The sequence below is a fragment of the Desulfobulbus sp. genome (assembly GCF_031547805.1).
Taxonomy (GTDB): Bacteria; Desulfobacterota; Desulfobulbia; order Desulfobulbales; family Desulfobulbaceae; genus Desulfobulbus.
The window spans coordinates 1-16,019 of the sequence record NZ_JAVBRQ010000018.1 but is presented as its reverse complement, the minus strand read 5'-3'; the positions used below and the strand labels follow the sequence as shown (position 1 = coordinate 16,019).

The following is a 16,019-nucleotide window of genomic DNA, read 5'->3' as shown; positions in this document are numbered from 1 at the left end:
GAGATGCTGCTGATTGCCTATTTGTTGTGGCCCTTGCCTTTTCCCTTGCCCTTGCCGGAACCGGAATCATCGAAATTCGGCCAGTTGCCGGGACCGTCCTGCTCATGCTTCTTGCCCTGTCCTTTTTGGCCGGGGCCATGATAATCGGGTCCTGGTCCGGGGCCGATGCCGCGCGGCGGCACCCCGGTGAAGTTGAACCGGCCGTCCTTGAGGGCGTGGAATTGCGGCGACCCCGGTTTGATTCCCAGATCCTTGGCGATCACGCCCCATCCCTTGCCCCGGTTGGAGTTGTAGACATTCAGCACCCGGTCGTGCGAAAGACCCAGCATCTGGGCGAGTTGCAGGATCATGAAGGCGTCGGCCGGGGAGGCCACGGAACGCATCAGGGAGCTTACCTGGGGCTGGGGAATGCCGAACTGGCTGCCCAGCCGGGTGTTGTAGTCCAGGGGAGAAGCCGCGGCCCGATTATTGAGGTCGCCGAGAAAGATGTTGAGGTCGGCGCGGGCGTCCAAGGGGAGGGCACTGAGGAACAGCAACAGGAACAGCAAACATCGTGGTCGCATCATCTAAACCTCTTTGTGGTGAGAGTCCGCCTGCTCCGGCCAGGCCGTCTCAGGCAAAAAGACGATATGGCGCCAACCGGCCCGGCACTGGCTAAGACCGGGCTGGTTGCGTCATGCCGTCAACCGCAACGGTTATCGGCCAAACATCCCCTTGAGCAAGCTGCCCGGGCTTTCCTGTTTCGGCCGGGATTCGGTTTTCGTTTTACTCTGTCCCTGCGGAGCCTGGCCAAGGGCGGTCCGGCAGGGATCCTCGTCGGCGGATGCCTTGTCGATCAGCATTTCACCGACCGTCGACAGGCCGCCGGTGGCGAGACCCGCGCCGACCGAGGCCGCGGTTTTCAGGGTGCCGGCCGCATCGATGCCGATCGACGGTTTGGCGATGGTGCCGCCGACCCGGACCAGACCGGCCAAGGGGGTGGACAGGGAGAGCCCCACCCCGCCGCGCGGCTGGGGTTTGATGCCGAGATCGAGTTTTTCCGAACGGAGATCGACCGTGCCCGAGCCCACCACATCCACCTGACCGGTGCGTAGGGCGATGCCCTTGTTGGCGGTGGCCACGCCGTCGCGGATGACAAACCGGACCGCCGCGCACTCCATCTGGGTGGCATCCTCTTTCTTGGCAAAGGGATTGATGGCCCCCAGCACCTGGAAGAGCAGGTCGCCGGCAGCCACATCCACCGCCTTGTTCCGCAGCCGCCCCTCGCCGACACTGACGCTGGTCTCGCCGGTGGCCGAGGCCATGAGGGCGCGAACCGTGTCGCCGCTGCTCTTCAAATCCGCCTTGATGTCACTCTTGCCGCCGACAATCGGTCCCTTGGCATCGAGCTTGCCCAGTTCGACCTGGCGGCCGTTCAGCCGCAGGGCGGTGGTCGGGGTTTTGCCCGAGGCATCGAGGACAACCTCGCCCTCGATGGTACCGCCGGCCAATCCCAGCCGCAAGGGCTTGATCGCCAGATTGCCGTTGTTCAGCTGAATGGTCGCGGCCACATCGGTCAGTTGGAGGGTGTCGTGGATCAGTTTGCCGATCTGGAGGGAGAGGTCGGCATCCACCGACCGCAGGGCGGCCACCGGCAGCGGGTCGTTGGGAAAGACCCGGCCGTCGCTTTTGGCTTTGGTGGCGGCTTCCGGCGCTTTTCCCGGAACACTGCCGGGCGTCGAGGCAGACACGAAATCACCGACATTGATGGTGTTGGCCGACAGCTTGCCAACAATCTTCGGCCGGCCGGCCAGTTGCACGCCCAAATCGCCGCCCAGGTCGCTGCTGCCGGCCGTTATCTTGAGATCGACCATCTTCCAGGCGCTGCCGCCGCCTTGCAGATGGCCGGCCAGTTTGAGCGGACCCTTGCCGGCATAATCGGCACCGGCCAGTTGAGCCGCGGCCGCCGGATTATCGCTGGCGATCGTCACCGGCATATCCACGGCAAGGGCGCCGGCCAGGTCCTTGACCGTGCCGGTGGCGCTGACCAGAACCAGCCCGGCCTGGCCGACCTCGACCGCCACGTTGGTCAGGTCAAACCGCTTGCCGTTGTCCTGCAACTGGGCCGCCACCTTGAAGGGGCCGATGCTCGCGGGCAGATGCGGTTGGTTGAGCTTGGCCAGCCGCAGAACCTCGGCCAATTCCGCGCCCTGGACGGTTGCTTTCAGATTGATGCCGCTGAAGGCCGCGAGATTGGCGACAGCGCCCTCGACCTGCGCCGTGGCCCCCGGCAGTTGAGCCGTAAGCTTGAGTGGCCAGGGCTTGTTGCCGAGTATGGCCTGCGGTCCGCCGATGGTGCCCTTCAACTCCAGATTATGGCCGAGCACCTCTGCCAGCAGCCGCACCGCCAACGACTCGCCGCCGGCCCGGTCCGGCTGCAGGGTCAGTTCCTGAACCTTAACCGTTTCGGTCTTCTTGGTGTCGCGGTCATACCAGGCGACAACCCCGTTGGTCATTTTTAGCTCGTTGATCGTGAACCGGAACGCGCCCTCGCCGCTGGGCGGCTGCTTTTGCTCCTGCTTTTGCTCGGCCGGCTTGGCTTCGCCCGGCTGGGCCGGCACGGTGAAATCGAGATTGCCCGGTCCCTTGGTCTCGGTCTCGACCAGGATATCGGGCGACGACAGAATCAGGCGGTTGACCACGATCTCCTTTTTCAGCAAGGGGAGCAGGGCCATTTCCATTTCAAAGCCGCCGATCTTGACCATCTCCGGCCGGGTCGCGCCCGCTGGATTGGAAAGGGTGATGCCCTTGGCCGCCACGCTGGGCACCAGGCCGAGGTGCAATTCCAGCGGGCCTGAAATGGCGAGCGTCCGGCCGGTGGCGGTTTTCACCTGGGTGGTGAGCACCTCCTTGATCTGGTCGAGGTTGATCGACTTGACGGCCACGACCGCACCCACCACCAGCACTGCCGCCAGGATCACCAAGACCGCTCCGATTTTCGTCAGGGTTTGGATACGCATAGCTGTTCCTCCTGGATAAAGAAAACGACGGCGCCGCCGGTTACGGCCGGCGGGCGCGTGATATCGGATACGCTGCAACCGCTCAATCTTGCGGCGGTCTCCGCAACAGGGAACGGCAAAACACAAGATTTAACTTGTTGTTTTAATATAAATTTATAATAACAATCCCATCATCTTGGAAGGCATTTTTTGCAAAAGAAAATTTGCCTGCCCGCATTTTTCAGGAGAAGGTCCATGCCGCCGCTCATCGCCTTCATTGGATGGCACAATTCCGGAAAAACAACGCTTGCCCGCCAGGTTGTGAGCCATCTTCGGGCCAGGGGCCATACGGTGGCGGTGATCAAGTCGACCAAGGAAAGCGGCATTGTTTTTGACCGGCCCGGCTCCGATACCTCCCGCTACAAGGAGGCCGGGGCCGAGGGGGTGGCGCTGGTGGCACCGGATCAATTGATCGTGCGACGCCAGCCCCTGACCTGCGACCTGCCGGAACTGGCCGAACGGCTTTTTCCGGAAGCGGATATCGTGCTGGCCGAGGGATTCAAGCATGCCGAGGTGCTGAAAATCGAGGTGCGCCGGGACGCTCAGGCACCGCTGCTCCGCGACCTGGTTGCGGGGGTGATAGCCGTGGCCTCCGATCCGCCCTTGGCGGGCGAGCATTGTTTTCGGCTTGATCAAAGCCGCGAAATCGCCGAACTGATCGAATGCCGCCTTTTGACCTCCCGCCCCTGTTCCTGACTCGCTTTCCGGCTCCGGAGAAGATGCCCATGGCCGATTCCCTCACCAACCCGTCCGAGAAAACAGGCCTGCCGCCCGGCACCCTGGTACATGTGGGCCCAGCCCCGACCACGGCCGGCCGCGTCACTCTGTATCGCTACACCGCCGATCAATTCGAGACTTTTCCGGTCATTGGCCTGGACGATATCCTGCGGCATCGCGGCCAGGGCGCCTCGCTCTGGGTGCACTGCGAGGGACTGGACATGATCGATCTGATCGAGGCCATCGGCCGCCATTTCAATGTCCATCCCTTGGTGCTGGAGGATATCCTCAACACCCATCAACGCCCGAAATTCGAGGAATTCGACGACTATCTGTTTGCGGTGGTGAAAGTCCTGCGCAGCGGCCGGGCGCTGAAAGTCCGCCACGAGCAGGTTTCTTTCCTCTTGTTCGCCGATGTGCTCTTCACCTTCAGGGAAACGGCCGACGACCTGTTCAACGCCGTCAAGCTACGACTATCAGGGGCCAAGGGGCGCATTCGCACCCTGGGGCTCGATTATCTCGCCTACACGATTTTGGACACGGTGGTGGATAATTATTTTGTCCTTGCCGACACCATGGAGGATGCGATCGAGACCGCGGAGAGCGATCTCTTGCACCGGGCGCAGCCCAAAACCTTTGCCATCATCCAATTGCTCAGGCGCGAGATGGTGCTGGTCCGCAAGGCGATCGCGCCGCTACGCGAGATGCTGCTCGCCCTCCAACGGAGTGAAAGCCCACTGATCCAGGAAAGGAATCTGCCCTATTTTCGCGATGTATTCGATCATACCCTGCGGGTGATCGACACCACCGATTCCCTCCGCGACCTGCTCAACGGCATGCTGGATATCTATCTTTCCAGCGTCAGCAACCGCATGAACGAGATCATGAAGGTGCTGACCCTTTTTGCCTCCATCTTCATCCCCCTGACCTTCATCGCCGGAGTGTACGGCATGAATTTCGACTACATGCCGGAGTTGCACTGGCGCTGGGCCTATCCGGCGCTGTGGATTTTTTTCATTGCGCTGCCGGTATTTCTTATCTATCTGTTCAAGCGGAAAAAATGGCTGTAAGGTCCTGTGCTGCCGCAGTATCGGCGGCCAGGGATGTCGTCCGGTGGATTACCGGAGGCCGCCGCCGGGCAGAAACGGATTGTAGCGGTTGGCCACCATCACCATCCAGGCGGTGGCGCAGGTGCTGGGAATGGGATTGGCGTACCAGCCAAAGGGGATGAGATAACGCTTGCTGGCGTACAGGTACGGCTTGGTGGAGAGAGTGAACAGTTGGTCGTATTGCTCGGGAGTTCCTGGAAAACCGGCTGATGCATAGTTGTCGACCCGCAGGGTGTTCATGGCGCTCAGCATGGCCTGTTCGTCCTGGCGGAGGATGCCGGCCATGCGGCCGGCCTGCGGTGCCTGGGGAGAAGAGCGGTCGATGGCTTGGTAGTGGGCGATCATGGCCCGGACCATGGTAATGGCCCCGGCCGTCCATTCTCCGGACAGCACTCCCTGGCGATAGCGTTCGTCCGGGCCGAGGCCGTTGCCGTCTTGGTCGGAAAATCCCACCCCCCGGATGATGGTGTCCGTGCCGTAGCCGCCCCAGCGTTTGACCTGTTGCCAGGTATTGAAGCTGGCACCAAATCCGAACCAATCGTCAACCACCGTCGGCTCCAGGGCGGCAATGCCCCAGGTGTTGACATCGACCGCCTTGGGCGACAAGTTGGGCAGCCACCGGCGCGAAGCGCCAGCCTTATCCAGCAGGCCACCCTGAACAAATGCGCCATCCTGCCAGGCATACTTTTTCAGAAATGAGAGCAGGCCCTCGGTGGTGCGCCCGGGGGCGAGCCGGCCGCCATGGAGCATGGATCGGCACAGGTGAAGCCCGTCGGCAATGGCGTTCTTGTCGGCTGGCGCAAGGGTGCCGTCCCGTTCCAATGTAGTTGTCAGAGTGGCTTCGAGAATACGCAGGCCGGCGTAGACGGAAAAGGTGTTTTCCACCGAGACGAACGATGGATCGACCAATTCATCTCCTTGGTTGGCCACCGTGCCGGCCGGGGCGTAATACACGCCGCCCAGCGGCGCTTGCATGGCGGCAAAGGCGGGCAGCACTGCCAGGGCATTGGTCAGGGCCTGTTCGCGGAAGGGGACATAGCCGTTGTCGCGGCCATGGACAAAGTGGAGATGGGCGGCCTGGAGCGGACCGATGAGAAAGGCCCAGGCGTTTTCGCCGGTGATCGGTTTCCAGTCGGTCCAACTGATCACGCCGGGTCGATAGTCGGGGTTGCCGGCCGGCAGGTCCGCGGCGGTGATGAAACGCGCATAGGGGGTGCCGGCAAAGGGATCGCGCGAGAGCCAATCCCGCGGGAGCATGCGGAAACTGTAGGCATGCGCGGCCTCGGTGATGCGCTGCTGGTTGTAGACGAACACCGATCCGACCGAGCGGGCGCGGGTCTGCAGGGGCGAGGGATGGCGGCTGTCGCCGTAATGGCCGGCCGCCAACAGCCGGTTTTGGGCGTTCACCAGGCCATAGGCATCCTGGCCATCGGCCAGCGGCAGTCGATTAAGCCGGTGGCCGAGCATCACCGCAATCTGCCAGGTCGCGGCATCGTAGATGTTGCTGCCGTTGTGGGTGTTGACCCGTTCGGTCTGGAGATCGCCGCCGGGTGTTTTTTGCGGCAGCAGGGTAAAGGCCAGCGGATCGTAGCGGTCGGTCACCGCGCAGTCGGCCGTCGAGCAGACGTGTCGACCCCAGTAGGCGGCACTGTCATGAAAACTCAAGGGCAGGCGCTGGCCGCGCAGATCGCCGGCGCCGGCGGTGTACAGGATGCCGCCGTCCTGGCGGTCGCTGACCAGAAAGCGGTAACTGGCGGCCAGTTCGGGCAAAACGCCTCGGCCCGTTGCCGGCAGGGCCAGTCCTGTTGTTAAGAGCAACGGCAACAGGCATGCGGCGAGCACGGAGCCGCCGGTCCGGATACGTCTGTTCATGGCGCGTTCAAGGTTTCTGGCAAATGGTTGCGGCCAACTGCTCGGCCTCGGCCAGGAGCTCGGCTTTGTCGGCCACCGCGCCCTTGCCGTCCACGCCTCGGGCCAGTAATTCGCCGCTGAAGGTGAATTCCATGGCATCGAAGGCGTAGCGAATGGTCCGGCGGGCGCCCTCGAAAATCTTGTCACTGTCGGCGGCGGCAACGCTGACCATGTAGCCGTGCCGGTATTCGCGCTCCGGCTTGATTTCGCCGAGCAGGTATTTGCGGCTCCACAGCACCTGGCACCGGTCGATGAAAGCCTTGGCCTGGGCCGTGACCCCGAAGAAATAGATGGGCGAGCCGATGACGATCCGGTGGGCGGCCTCGATCTTGTCGTAAAGCGGGGTCATGTCGTCCTTAAAGATGCACACCCCTTCGGTTTCGCAGTGGCCGCAGCCGGTGCAGGGATGGATGTCCAGTCGGGGCAGATCGATTTGTTCGGCCTTGTAGCCGGAGCGGTGGATGACCGCTTCGATGCGCTCCAGTAACAGGTCGGTGTTGCCGCGTTTCCGAGGGCTGCCGTTGAAAAGAAGTATGTTCATGGTTGCCTTGGGGGGAAGAAGGAACAGGAACACATACGATTTGCCAAGACATGATAGCGGATGACGGCCAAGAACGCACGAGTCAAGAATCTGTGCGGTTACGGAAGCCACGCGTTACCGTTCGCTATTCACCGGTTCAGCCGTGATTCACCTGCCGCGATTATCAGATTGGTGTCCACTTTTTCCAGACTACCTCAGTTGATCGGATAAGAAGAGAAAAGGCCCCGCTTGCCGGCAAACAGCCACTTTTGTGGGCTACCGGCGCGGGCTTTTGGTGGGCTGAAAAAGAAAAGCCCCTTTGCCGGGTAAGGGGGAGCACACGGCAAAGGGGACAGGTTATCCACTTATGGGATTGGTTACTACACTACCCTCGAAAATTGTAAAAATCAAGCCAAAAGTAAGTAAAACTTATTTTTATCATCATTTTTACTTGAGTTTTTTTGGCAAGCATCTTGCCCTTGCCTCCGCGCAAACCTTGGGGGAGGCCGGTTCTGGGGCAGGATCAGCCGGCCGCTTCGGATTGGCGCGAAACGCACATCATGTCGCTGCGCAGCTTGTCGACGATGCGCTCGGATGCGCTGCCGTCGCCATAGGGATTGGGACGGGAACTCATGGCGGCGTAGACGGATTCGTTTTGCATCAGGCGCACGGTATGGCGGACGATGCTTTCCGGTTCGATACCCACCAGCATGTTGGCGCCCGCTTCCACGCCTTCGGGTCGCTCGGTGACGTTGCGCATGATCAGCACCGGTTTGCCGAGGGTGGGACCTTCTTCCTGAATGCCGCCGGAATCGCTGAGGATCAGTTTACTCGCCGCCATAAGCCGAACAAAGGCCTTATGCGGCAGCGGGTCTTCCAAATAGACATTGGGTGCATGCCGCAGCAGCTCGAACATGGGCCCCCGCACATTGGGATTGAGATGCACGGGGTAAATGATCCGGGCCTCCGGCAGCACATTGGCGATCAGGTTCAAGGCCTGGCAGATGTTACGGATTCCCTGGCCAAAGATTTCCCTTTTGTGCCCGGTGACCAGGATGATATCCCGTTGCCGGGCAATGGCCTCCTCCACCCGATCCGACAGGGGCGGCGGATTTCGGCGGACGGCATCCAGAGTCAGCAGCAGGGCGTCAACCACCGTGTTGCCGGTCACGACGATGCGGTCCGCCGGCACCTTGTCCTGCAGCAGATTGTTGCGGGCAAGCTCGGTCGGCGCGAAATGCCAACGGCTGACCAAGCCGGTAATGCGGCGGTTCAGCTCTTCGGGAAAGGGGTTGCCGATGTCCCAGGTACGCAGCCCGGCTTCGATGTGTCCCACTGGAATGGAGGCGTAAAAAGCGGCCAGGGCGGTCACCTGCACCGTGGTGGTATCGCCCTGCACCAGGACGACATCCGGCCGATGCGTTGCCAAAAATCCGCCCACCTGATGAAACAGCATGGAACTGAGCGCGCTCAGTCCCTGGTTGGGGGCCATGACATCGAAACGGAAGTCGGGCGTCAGGCCGAAATCGGCGAAAGTTTGGGCCAGCATTTCCCGGTGTTGGCCGGTGGAACAGAGCGAAACCTCAAAGCATTCCGGATGGGCTCGGAGCAGCGAGACAACCGGCGCGACCTTGATCGCCTCGGGGCGGGTGCCTGCGAAAACAGCCACTTTTTTTCGGCCGGCACTGCGGGGCCACGCTCGGCGCGGCCAGAATTCATCCTGGTATTGCGTGAGCCTTCTCATCCGACACGCTCTCCAACGAACATAGATCCCATGGTACGCTGCAACGACTTCGTATGATCTTGAAAAAGGCAATCCTCATGCCTTTTCGCAAGGCAAAGTTTCCCCAGGTGCAGTTGTGTCAAGATAACGGAAGATTGCCGAAGCGGCAGCATAGCAGGCGGTGTTAAAAAAGAACAGATACATTTTACGCCTCCCAGTATTTTTTATGGCGATTTAAGCTGGTTACGAACCAAAGCGCGCCCTGTCTGCGTGTCGGAATCCTCCATCCCTTACCTTTGCTGCCGGCACCTTGGCCCCTCCTCTCCCGTCTTCCTGAATTCCGCAATTGTTTGACCGATACAAATAATACATTGTAGCACCAAGTTCATCCGGCACTGTCGGATTCCCATCGGACCGCAGGAAGACCTTTGGCACGATTCGACGCCACATGTACCCTGTCCCTTGCCGTCGAACTGGCCGCTCCCCACTCTCCTTGCAAGCCGAATCGAAAAAAAAATCGTCCCTGACATTCCCCTCGACATTCAAAAAGATTTTTTACACAATTTCACTTAATTACAACACCATTCCCGCTACACAAAAATACATAAAAAACAAACCGAGAAAACGGATCCAAGCCAGCAAGTCAGGGATTGATTGAGTAATTTTCCTTGGGTCTCCCTTTTTGTTTTTGATATAAGATTTACAAAAACGAAATGCAACGTGCTCAAAAATGGGAATGCACGGACAAGCGCCATCCTTGCCATCGGGCCGGTGGTCGGTGCTCCAGACAACAACCCCTATTTCACGGAGATATCATCAATATGCGGTTTACGTCGATTCGTTTCAAATTGCTGGGCGCGGGATGCCTTGTGCTCATCTTGCTTCTGCTCATCAATGGCACGCTGGTGATCAGGGATGTGTCCCTGGCGCTGGTTTCCCTAACCTCGCAAAGCGAGGAAGTCCTGGCCCGCGGTCTTGCCACCCGCCTTGAAAGCCTGCTGACCAGCGAGATGAAAACCGCCTCGGCCATGGCCTCCGATTATCTGGTCAAGAAGACGGCCAACGAGGTGCACAAGGCCGGCGCGCAGGACGCAGGCGACGCGATCCGTGCCCTGCGCCAGGAGATGAAAGCCAAGTATCAACTGCTCGGGGCCGGGTATCTCGGCATTTTCGTCACGGACCAGGCCGGCAACCTCTATACCGGTGAGTTGGAAAACGGCACCGAATACAAGGGCACCAATGTGGCGGACCGGGATTACTTCAAAAAAATCCGGCAGAGCGGCAAGGCGGCTGCAGGCGACATTGTGCGTTCCAAGGCGACCGGCGAGCTGATTTGCGTTATCGCCGCGCCCATCATGCTGGCGGATGGATCCTTTGGCGGCATTTTCGGGCTTTCGCTCAAAGCGACCCGGTTGACCTACCTGATTGCCGATTTCAAGCTGGGGAAAACAGGCTATGCGCTTATGGTGAACGAGCAGGGGCTCGTCGTCGCCCATCCCCAGGAAGACCAGGTGTTGAAACTGAATCTCTCTTCGGTTGCGAGCATGCGCGACCTGATGACCCTGGTCTCCTCGGGACAAACCGGCGTTCAGCAATACCTCTATGAAGGTAGCCAGATGATTGCGGGATTCGCACCGGTGCCGAACACCAACTGGCGGGTCGTCATCACCGAAAGCGAGCAGGAATTTTTGGCCGAGGTCACCGCCCTGCGCAGCAAGATCATCCTGATCGGGGCGATCTCGCTTGTTGTCGCAGCACTGGTCATGATCTTCGGCGCCTCCTTCATCGTCTCCCCCATCAAGAAAGCCGCCGAAGGCCTGCGGGACATCGCCCAGGGAGAAGGAGACCTGACCAAACGGCTGCTGATCGCGCAAAAAGACGAGGTCGGCGAATTGGCCCATTGGTTCAACGCCTTTCTCGACAAAATGGAGCTCATTGTCGGCCAAATCAATTCGCGGGCCCGGGGACTGCAACTGTCCACCACCGATCTCGACGCCTTTGTCAAACAAATGGTGGACAGCGCGGCCTCTTCCTCGACCCGATCGGAAGGAGTGGTTCAAAGCGCCGGATTCATGAACAATACCATGAATTCTGTCGCCGCTGCCAGTGACCAGGCGTCCGCCAGCGTCAATACGGTGGCGGCGGCCATGGAAGAAATGTCCGCCACAGCCAGGGAAATTGCCGCAAATTCGGAGAACGCGCGAGGCATCATCGACAAAGCGTCTTCCGAGGCGGGCGGCGCCACCGAACGCATCGATCGATTAGGCAACGTGGTCAGCGAGATTGGCAAGGTCACCGAAGTGATTACCGAGATTTCCGAACAAACCAATTTGCTGGCGCTCAACGCCACCATCGAGGCGGCCCGCGCCGGGGAAGCCGGCAAGGGTTTCGCGGTCGTGGCCAACGAGATCAAGGAACTGGCCAAACAAACGGCCCAGGCCACCGGGGAAATCAAAAACAAGATCGAGTTGATCCAAAGCACCACCAACGACACGGTCAACGAAATCGGCAAAATTGTGGCGGTCATCAAGGAAGTCAACGGAATTGTCGACATGATTGCGACCTCGGTGGAAAGCCAGTCGCAGAGGAGCGCCGAGATCACCGCCAACCTGCACCAGGCATCGGGAGGAATTCAGGATGCGACCCGCAATGTTGCCGAGGCCACGGCCATCGCGGGTGACATTTCTTCCGATATCTCCGAGGTAAACCAAAATACCCGCCACATGAATATTCTATCCTCGGAAGTGAATGCCCAAATGTATGAGGTGATTGATTTTTCTTCAAATCTGAAAGACGTTGTCGCCCAATTCAAGACCTCGCCCCCCGGCTTCGATCTGGCGAACGTCCGTACCGCCCACATGCAGTGGCGGTCCCGTTTGGTGGAGATTGTTTACGGCCGCAAGCAGGCCAGCATGGAAAACGTTGCCTCGGATCGCGACTGCGCCTTCGGCAAATGGTTGTTCGGACCGGAAGGCGAGGCACTGCACGGGAGCGCTCATCGTGCGGAAGTGGTGGCCCAACATAAAAAGATTCATGACTACGGCCTGATGATTGTTCAGGCCATGCAAAAGGACGATCGCCAACAGGCCATTGCCCTGATGCAGGAGTTTGAGCACACCAGGATTGCATTTCTCCGTGCTTTGGATGCATTCTGGCTCGACTCGCTCAAAACCGCGGGGACCATGTAAAACAAAACGATTGCGACACGGGGTGTGGGGATAATGCAATGAACTGCCCGTGAGGACCGACGACGCACAACTCCCCTCTGGGTGGCTCAACAGAGCCTCCGGCAACTGCCGCCGAGGCGTGAAAACGCCCAGCAGGTCGGCAACGGCTAACCAACAAAGCAGCAAGCTAACGCTTGCTGCTTTTTTTTATCCGATCATCGACGAACTTCAGCGAGATTGAGCCGTTGCTGGAAAATTGGCTGAGTTCGCAATACGGCACGAGCAATCGATCTGTCATGACATCCAGGATAAACCAGGCACTTTTCCGCCATCCCAGGAATGTTTATTATCTCCTTACTTCCAGCGGTCCTGGGAATCTACCTCAGGCTGACGGGATGAAACTTCAAACTCCAGACTATAACCAACGAGGTGCCCCATGTCGCAAACCATGAAGATTAGCCCTCCAAGCAGCATTACAGCTGGAGCCCTGACCGCATTTATTGTCGCCTCCATTTTCTACTTGTATCAGTACGTTATCCGAACGGTCCCGGGAACCTTTCTCCCGGAGATCCAGTCTTCTCTGGGCATTGATTTAGGCACTGCTTCGGGCATGGTGGGGGCGCTGATGTACACCTACGGCGCCGGCTGCCTCCTTACCGGTCCCATTCTGGATAAATTCGGCGTACGACGTGCTCTCCCCTTTGGCGCCTTATTCATTGGTACGGGCTCACTCATGATGGCTTCGGATTACTACGAAATCGTCGCCGCCGGACGCATCGTCCAAGGAGCAGGTTGCGCCTTTGCCTTTGTGGCCTGCGCATTCATCGCGGCTAAATACTTGCCCGTGGCCGTCTTGGCTCTGGCCACGGGCGCGGCCCAATCCTTCGGCATGTCCGGCGGTTCGCTGGGCGGCAAGCCTCTGGCTGATTTCGCCGCCTTTCAGGGTTGGGACTTCAGTCAGATCAGTCTGATTCTCGGAGGCATTGGCTTGGTCTTCACGGTGGCTATTTTTCTGATAATGCCCCGTCAACGCCCTGGCGAAGGCGAAGGCGTTGCCTTTGTTGCCCCCCTGAAGGCCGTGCTCAGTAATCCGCAAAGCTGGCTGCTGGGCTTCGTGGCCGGGGCCATGTTCGCGCCCACCACTGTGGGCGACATGGCTTTGGGCATGACATTTTTCCATAAAGTGTATCATTTCAGCACGTTCGGATCCTCTCTGGTCACTCTGCTGCCTCTGGGCTGGGTAGTAGGCGCACCCCTTATGGGCTGGCTCAGTGATTATATCGGTTCGCGTAAGCTGGTGATCATCCCCAGCATCATCTTGCTCCTGTGCATGTCGGTCTATACTCGGGTCACCGATCTAGCCACAGTGCCACACGCTGCCCTGGCCGCGATCATGTTTACTTACGGCATTTTTTCCGGATCAGCCATGGTGGCCTATGCAGCCATCAAGGAAGCCAATCCGCCGGAATACGCGGGGACTTCATCCGGAGTGATCAACGCTCTGAACTTTACCATGGGGGCCTTGCTTTCCAGCCTGATCGGCTGGCTGATCAAAGCCTACGCCTTGGATGCCTCGGGCAATGTATTGAGTGTGGAGAGCTTCGGTCTCGCCACTCTACCGATTCCGATTATGTTAGCCCTGGCTTTACCTGTCGTGTTCTTCGTTAAAGAAACCGGCGCAAGAAAAAATTGAAGATGCACTTTTGCTCCGAGGCGTGAAGTCGGTCAGGAAAAAGTGGGATTTGGTCTGCATGGCTTGGAACCTGAAACGGTTGCATGCGTTGACAGTATAAAACCTTCCAAAAATGCTCTGCACACCTCGAATCGACCATATCCTGACGAGGCAAGGCTGAAAATTCGAAAAACCGGTGAGGATTCAAAGTCAATGAGTCAAAATGACGAATATTGCCCTTGGGTAATGGCGTCAAGTCCGACAGGCTTTTAGGCGTGTTCAACAACCCGTAAACCCGGGGAGAACACCCCCTGAACACTCCAGCTCAATGGGGTTGGGACACTTCGACGGGCGGAGAGGGGGCGGCCATTTTTTTGGGCAGCAGATAGAAGATCCAGGTGGCCAGGATCGAGCCGCCACCCACCAGCATGAAGGTGGTTTGAAAGGCCGCCAGCACTTCCGGGTTCCGGCTGTGGGCAGCGTCCACCGGTCCCACCAGCAGGCTCAGCATCAGCGCGGAGAACGAGACCCCGAAGCTGATGGCGATCTGCATCACCACCGAGAGAATGCTGTTGCCGCCGGCTGCGTGTTCGGCCGGCAGATCGATAAGCGTGACCGTGTTCATGGCCGTGAACTGGATGGAATTGACCGCCCCGAACAGTACCAGGTGGAGAATGATCAGCCAGTAGGGGGTGTCGGCGCCAATGGTGGCGAACGAGGCGATGAAGCCGCCCAGACACACGGTATTGACCACCAGGATGCTGCGAAAACCGAATCGCCGGATCATGCCCGGCACGATCAATTTGCTGAATATGGCGCACAGCGAACTGGGAATCATGGTCAGTCCGGCCACCGCAGGGGAAAATCCCAAAGCCACCTGGAGCAGCAGGGGCAGAAGAAACGGCATGGCTCCGCTGCCCAGCCGGGCGAAAAAATTGCCGGCAATACCCACGCTGAACGTACGGATTCTAAAGACGGTCAGGGCGAACAGGGGATGTGCCGCGCGCCAGGCATGCAAACAATAGCCGCCCAAACTCGCCAAACCGCCCGCCAACACGCTTAAGGTGAGCGGCCAGGCAATCTCCAACTCGCCCATCCCCTCGATTGCCACGGTGATGGCTGCCATCGCGGCACCGAACAGGAAAAATCCCAGCCAGTCGAAAGGATCGCTTCGGGTGTCTTCGGGCTCGGGCAGATATTTCATCGCCAGGAGGCCGCCCACCAGCCCCACCGGCAAATTGATGAGAAAAATCCAGTGCCAGCTCACATATTCCACCAGGATGCCGCCCACCGCGGGTCCCAACAGGGGGCCGATCATCCCGGGGATGGTGATCAAACTCAGTACCTGGACCAATTGATGCCGGGGAAAGACCCGCAGGACGATCAACCGCCCGACCGGGGCCATGAGCGCGCCGCCCACCCCCTGGACAATACGGCTGAGCACCATTTGCTTCAAGGTAGTGGAGATGACGCACAAAAACGACCCCAGGCAGAACACCGCAATGGCGGCAATGAAAACCCGCTTGGTGCCGAAACGGTCGGCCAGCCAGCCGGAAGTGGGAATCAACATGGCCACGGTGATCAGGTAGGCGATCACCACCGATTGCATCCGCAAGGGGCTGGCATGCAAACTTTTGGCAATGGTGGGGATGGCCGTATTGAGAATGGTGCTGTCCAGCATCTGCATGAAAAAGGCGATAGCCACAATCCAGGGCAGAGTGCGTAATGTGGCGGCAGGTAAGGGCGAAGAGACCGGTTGATATGCCATATTTCCACCTTAGAGAAAATAATGGTCCGAAATCAAGGATATTCTCCGCACTTCTGTACAGCGTGAGAATGTCACGCGATAGTCCGGTATTTCAAGGCCAGTAAAGCGGGGTAAGTTCCATGCGCCCCCATACGGCCATGCCCTCCCCGCATTGCACGAAAAGGCCTTCGATTCCCTTTTCTTTCCCCCGCAAATTTTTCCAGATTTTTTCCGCCTGTTTTGCGGCCAGCTCCGCGTCCGCAGGTTCCCGCAACATATTGCAGTAAGCAGTGGCCGCCGCATCTGCAAGACAAGGATCCTCTGCCCGTACAACGGCAAGATCCCCATTGCCGAGGCTCAAGGAATGGCCGATGCGGGCCGAGGAAGCGCACAATGAAACAGGAAAATCCTCCGG

Annotated in this window: 10 protein-coding genes and 1 pseudogene; 4 read left to right on the top strand and 7 right to left on the bottom strand. The window is 59.1% G+C overall.

Going from position 1 to position 16,019, the window contains the following annotated elements; genetic code table 11:
• Positions 1-17: 17 nt before the first annotated feature.
• Together RMR13_RS06435 and RMR13_RS06430 are read right to left on the bottom strand one after the other, a co-directional pair.
• Positions 18-566: a hypothetical protein gene (locus RMR13_RS06435; RefSeq protein WP_310599812.1), complete on the bottom strand. Its 549-nt coding sequence runs from the start codon at positions 564-566 to the stop codon at positions 18-20.
• Positions 567-695: 129 nt separating this feature from the next.
• Entirely contained in the window at positions 696-2,999 is a 2,304-nt protein-coding gene (locus RMR13_RS06430) for an AsmA family protein (protein ID WP_310599811.1), read from the bottom strand.
• A 234-nt stretch (positions 3,000-3,233) separates the two neighbouring features.
• Here RMR13_RS06430 and mobB point away from each other — a divergent pair, with 234 nt between their 5' ends.
• A complete protein-coding gene (gene mobB / locus RMR13_RS06425; RefSeq protein WP_310599810.1) occupies positions 3,234-3,734 on the top strand; it encodes a molybdopterin-guanine dinucleotide biosynthesis protein B in 501 nt (166 codons plus the stop codon).
• Positions 3,735-3,763: 29 nt separating this feature from the next.
• Complete coding sequence (gene corA, locus RMR13_RS06420; RefSeq protein ID WP_310599809.1) at positions 3,764-4,825, top strand: magnesium/cobalt transporter CorA; 1,062 nt, start codon at positions 3,764-3,766, stop codon at positions 4,823-4,825.
• Positions 4,826-4,873: 48 nt separating this feature from the next.
• On the opposite strand, the gene RMR13_RS06415 is transcribed toward corA, so the two are convergent.
• The 3 genes from RMR13_RS06415 to wecB all read right to left on the bottom strand — a co-directional run bounded on the left by RMR13_RS06415 (position 4,874) and on the right by wecB (position 8,964).
• Positions 4,874-6,736, bottom strand: a complete 1,863-nt coding sequence (locus tag RMR13_RS06415; RefSeq protein WP_310599808.1) for a hypothetical protein — start codon at positions 6,734-6,736, stop codon at positions 4,874-4,876.
• Between the two features lie 7 nt (positions 6,737-6,743).
• The gene (locus RMR13_RS06410; protein ID WP_310599807.1) at positions 6,744-7,316 is read right to left on the bottom strand and encodes a flavodoxin family protein; all 573 of its coding nucleotides are present in this window, start codon (positions 7,314-7,316) and stop codon (positions 6,744-6,746) included.
• A gap of 502 nt (positions 7,317-7,818) precedes the next feature.
• The gene (gene wecB, locus RMR13_RS06405; protein WP_310599806.1) at positions 7,819-8,964 is read right to left on the bottom strand and encodes a non-hydrolyzing UDP-N-acetylglucosamine 2-epimerase; all 1,146 of its coding nucleotides are present in this window, start codon (positions 8,962-8,964) and stop codon (positions 7,819-7,821) included.
• A gap of 923 nt (positions 8,965-9,887) precedes the next feature.
• Here wecB and RMR13_RS06400 point away from each other — a divergent pair.
• Entirely contained in the window at positions 9,888-12,206 is a 2,319-nt protein-coding gene (locus RMR13_RS06400) for a methyl-accepting chemotaxis protein (RefSeq protein WP_310599805.1), read from the top strand.
• Between the two features lie 415 nt (positions 12,207-12,621).
• Complete coding sequence (locus RMR13_RS06395; protein WP_310599804.1) at positions 12,622-13,878, top strand: MFS transporter; 1,257 nt, start codon at positions 12,622-12,624, stop codon at positions 13,876-13,878.
• A 304-nt stretch (positions 13,879-14,182) separates the two neighbouring features.
• On the opposite strand, the gene mdtD is transcribed toward RMR13_RS06395, so the two are convergent.
• A complete protein-coding gene (gene mdtD / locus RMR13_RS06390) occupies positions 14,183-15,625 on the bottom strand; it encodes a multidrug transporter subunit MdtD (protein ID WP_310599803.1) in 1,443 nt (480 codons plus the stop codon).
• Positions 15,626-15,716: 91 nt separating this feature from the next.
• Positions 15,717-16,019 (bottom strand): annotated as a pseudogene (locus RMR13_RS06385) (UPF0280 family protein); the annotation flags it as partial.

Coding starts and splice junctions, on each gene's coding strand:
- RMR13_RS06410 (WP_310599807.1), bottom strand. CDS start 7,316: ATGAACATACTTCTTTTCAACGGCAGCCCTCGGAAACGCGGCAACACC.
- corA (WP_310599809.1), top strand. CDS start 3,764: ATGGCCGATTCCCTCACCAACCCGTCCGAGAAAACAGGCCTGCCGCCC.
- mdtD (WP_310599803.1), bottom strand. CDS start 15,625: ATGGCATATCAACCGGTCTCTTCGCCCTTACCTGCCGCCACATTACGC.
- RMR13_RS06415 (WP_310599808.1), bottom strand. CDS start 6,736: ATGAACAGACGTATCCGGACCGGCGGCTCCGTGCTCGCCGCATGCCTG.
- RMR13_RS06430 (WP_310599811.1), bottom strand. CDS start 2,999: ATGCGTATCCAAACCCTGACGAAAATCGGAGCGGTCTTGGTGATCCTG.
- RMR13_RS06395 (WP_310599804.1), top strand. CDS start 12,622: ATGTCGCAAACCATGAAGATTAGCCCTCCAAGCAGCATTACAGCTGGA.
- RMR13_RS06435 (WP_310599812.1), bottom strand. CDS start 566: ATGATGCGACCACGATGTTTGCTGTTCCTGTTGCTGTTCCTCAGTGCC.
- mobB (WP_310599810.1), top strand. CDS start 3,234: ATGCCGCCGCTCATCGCCTTCATTGGATGGCACAATTCCGGAAAAACA.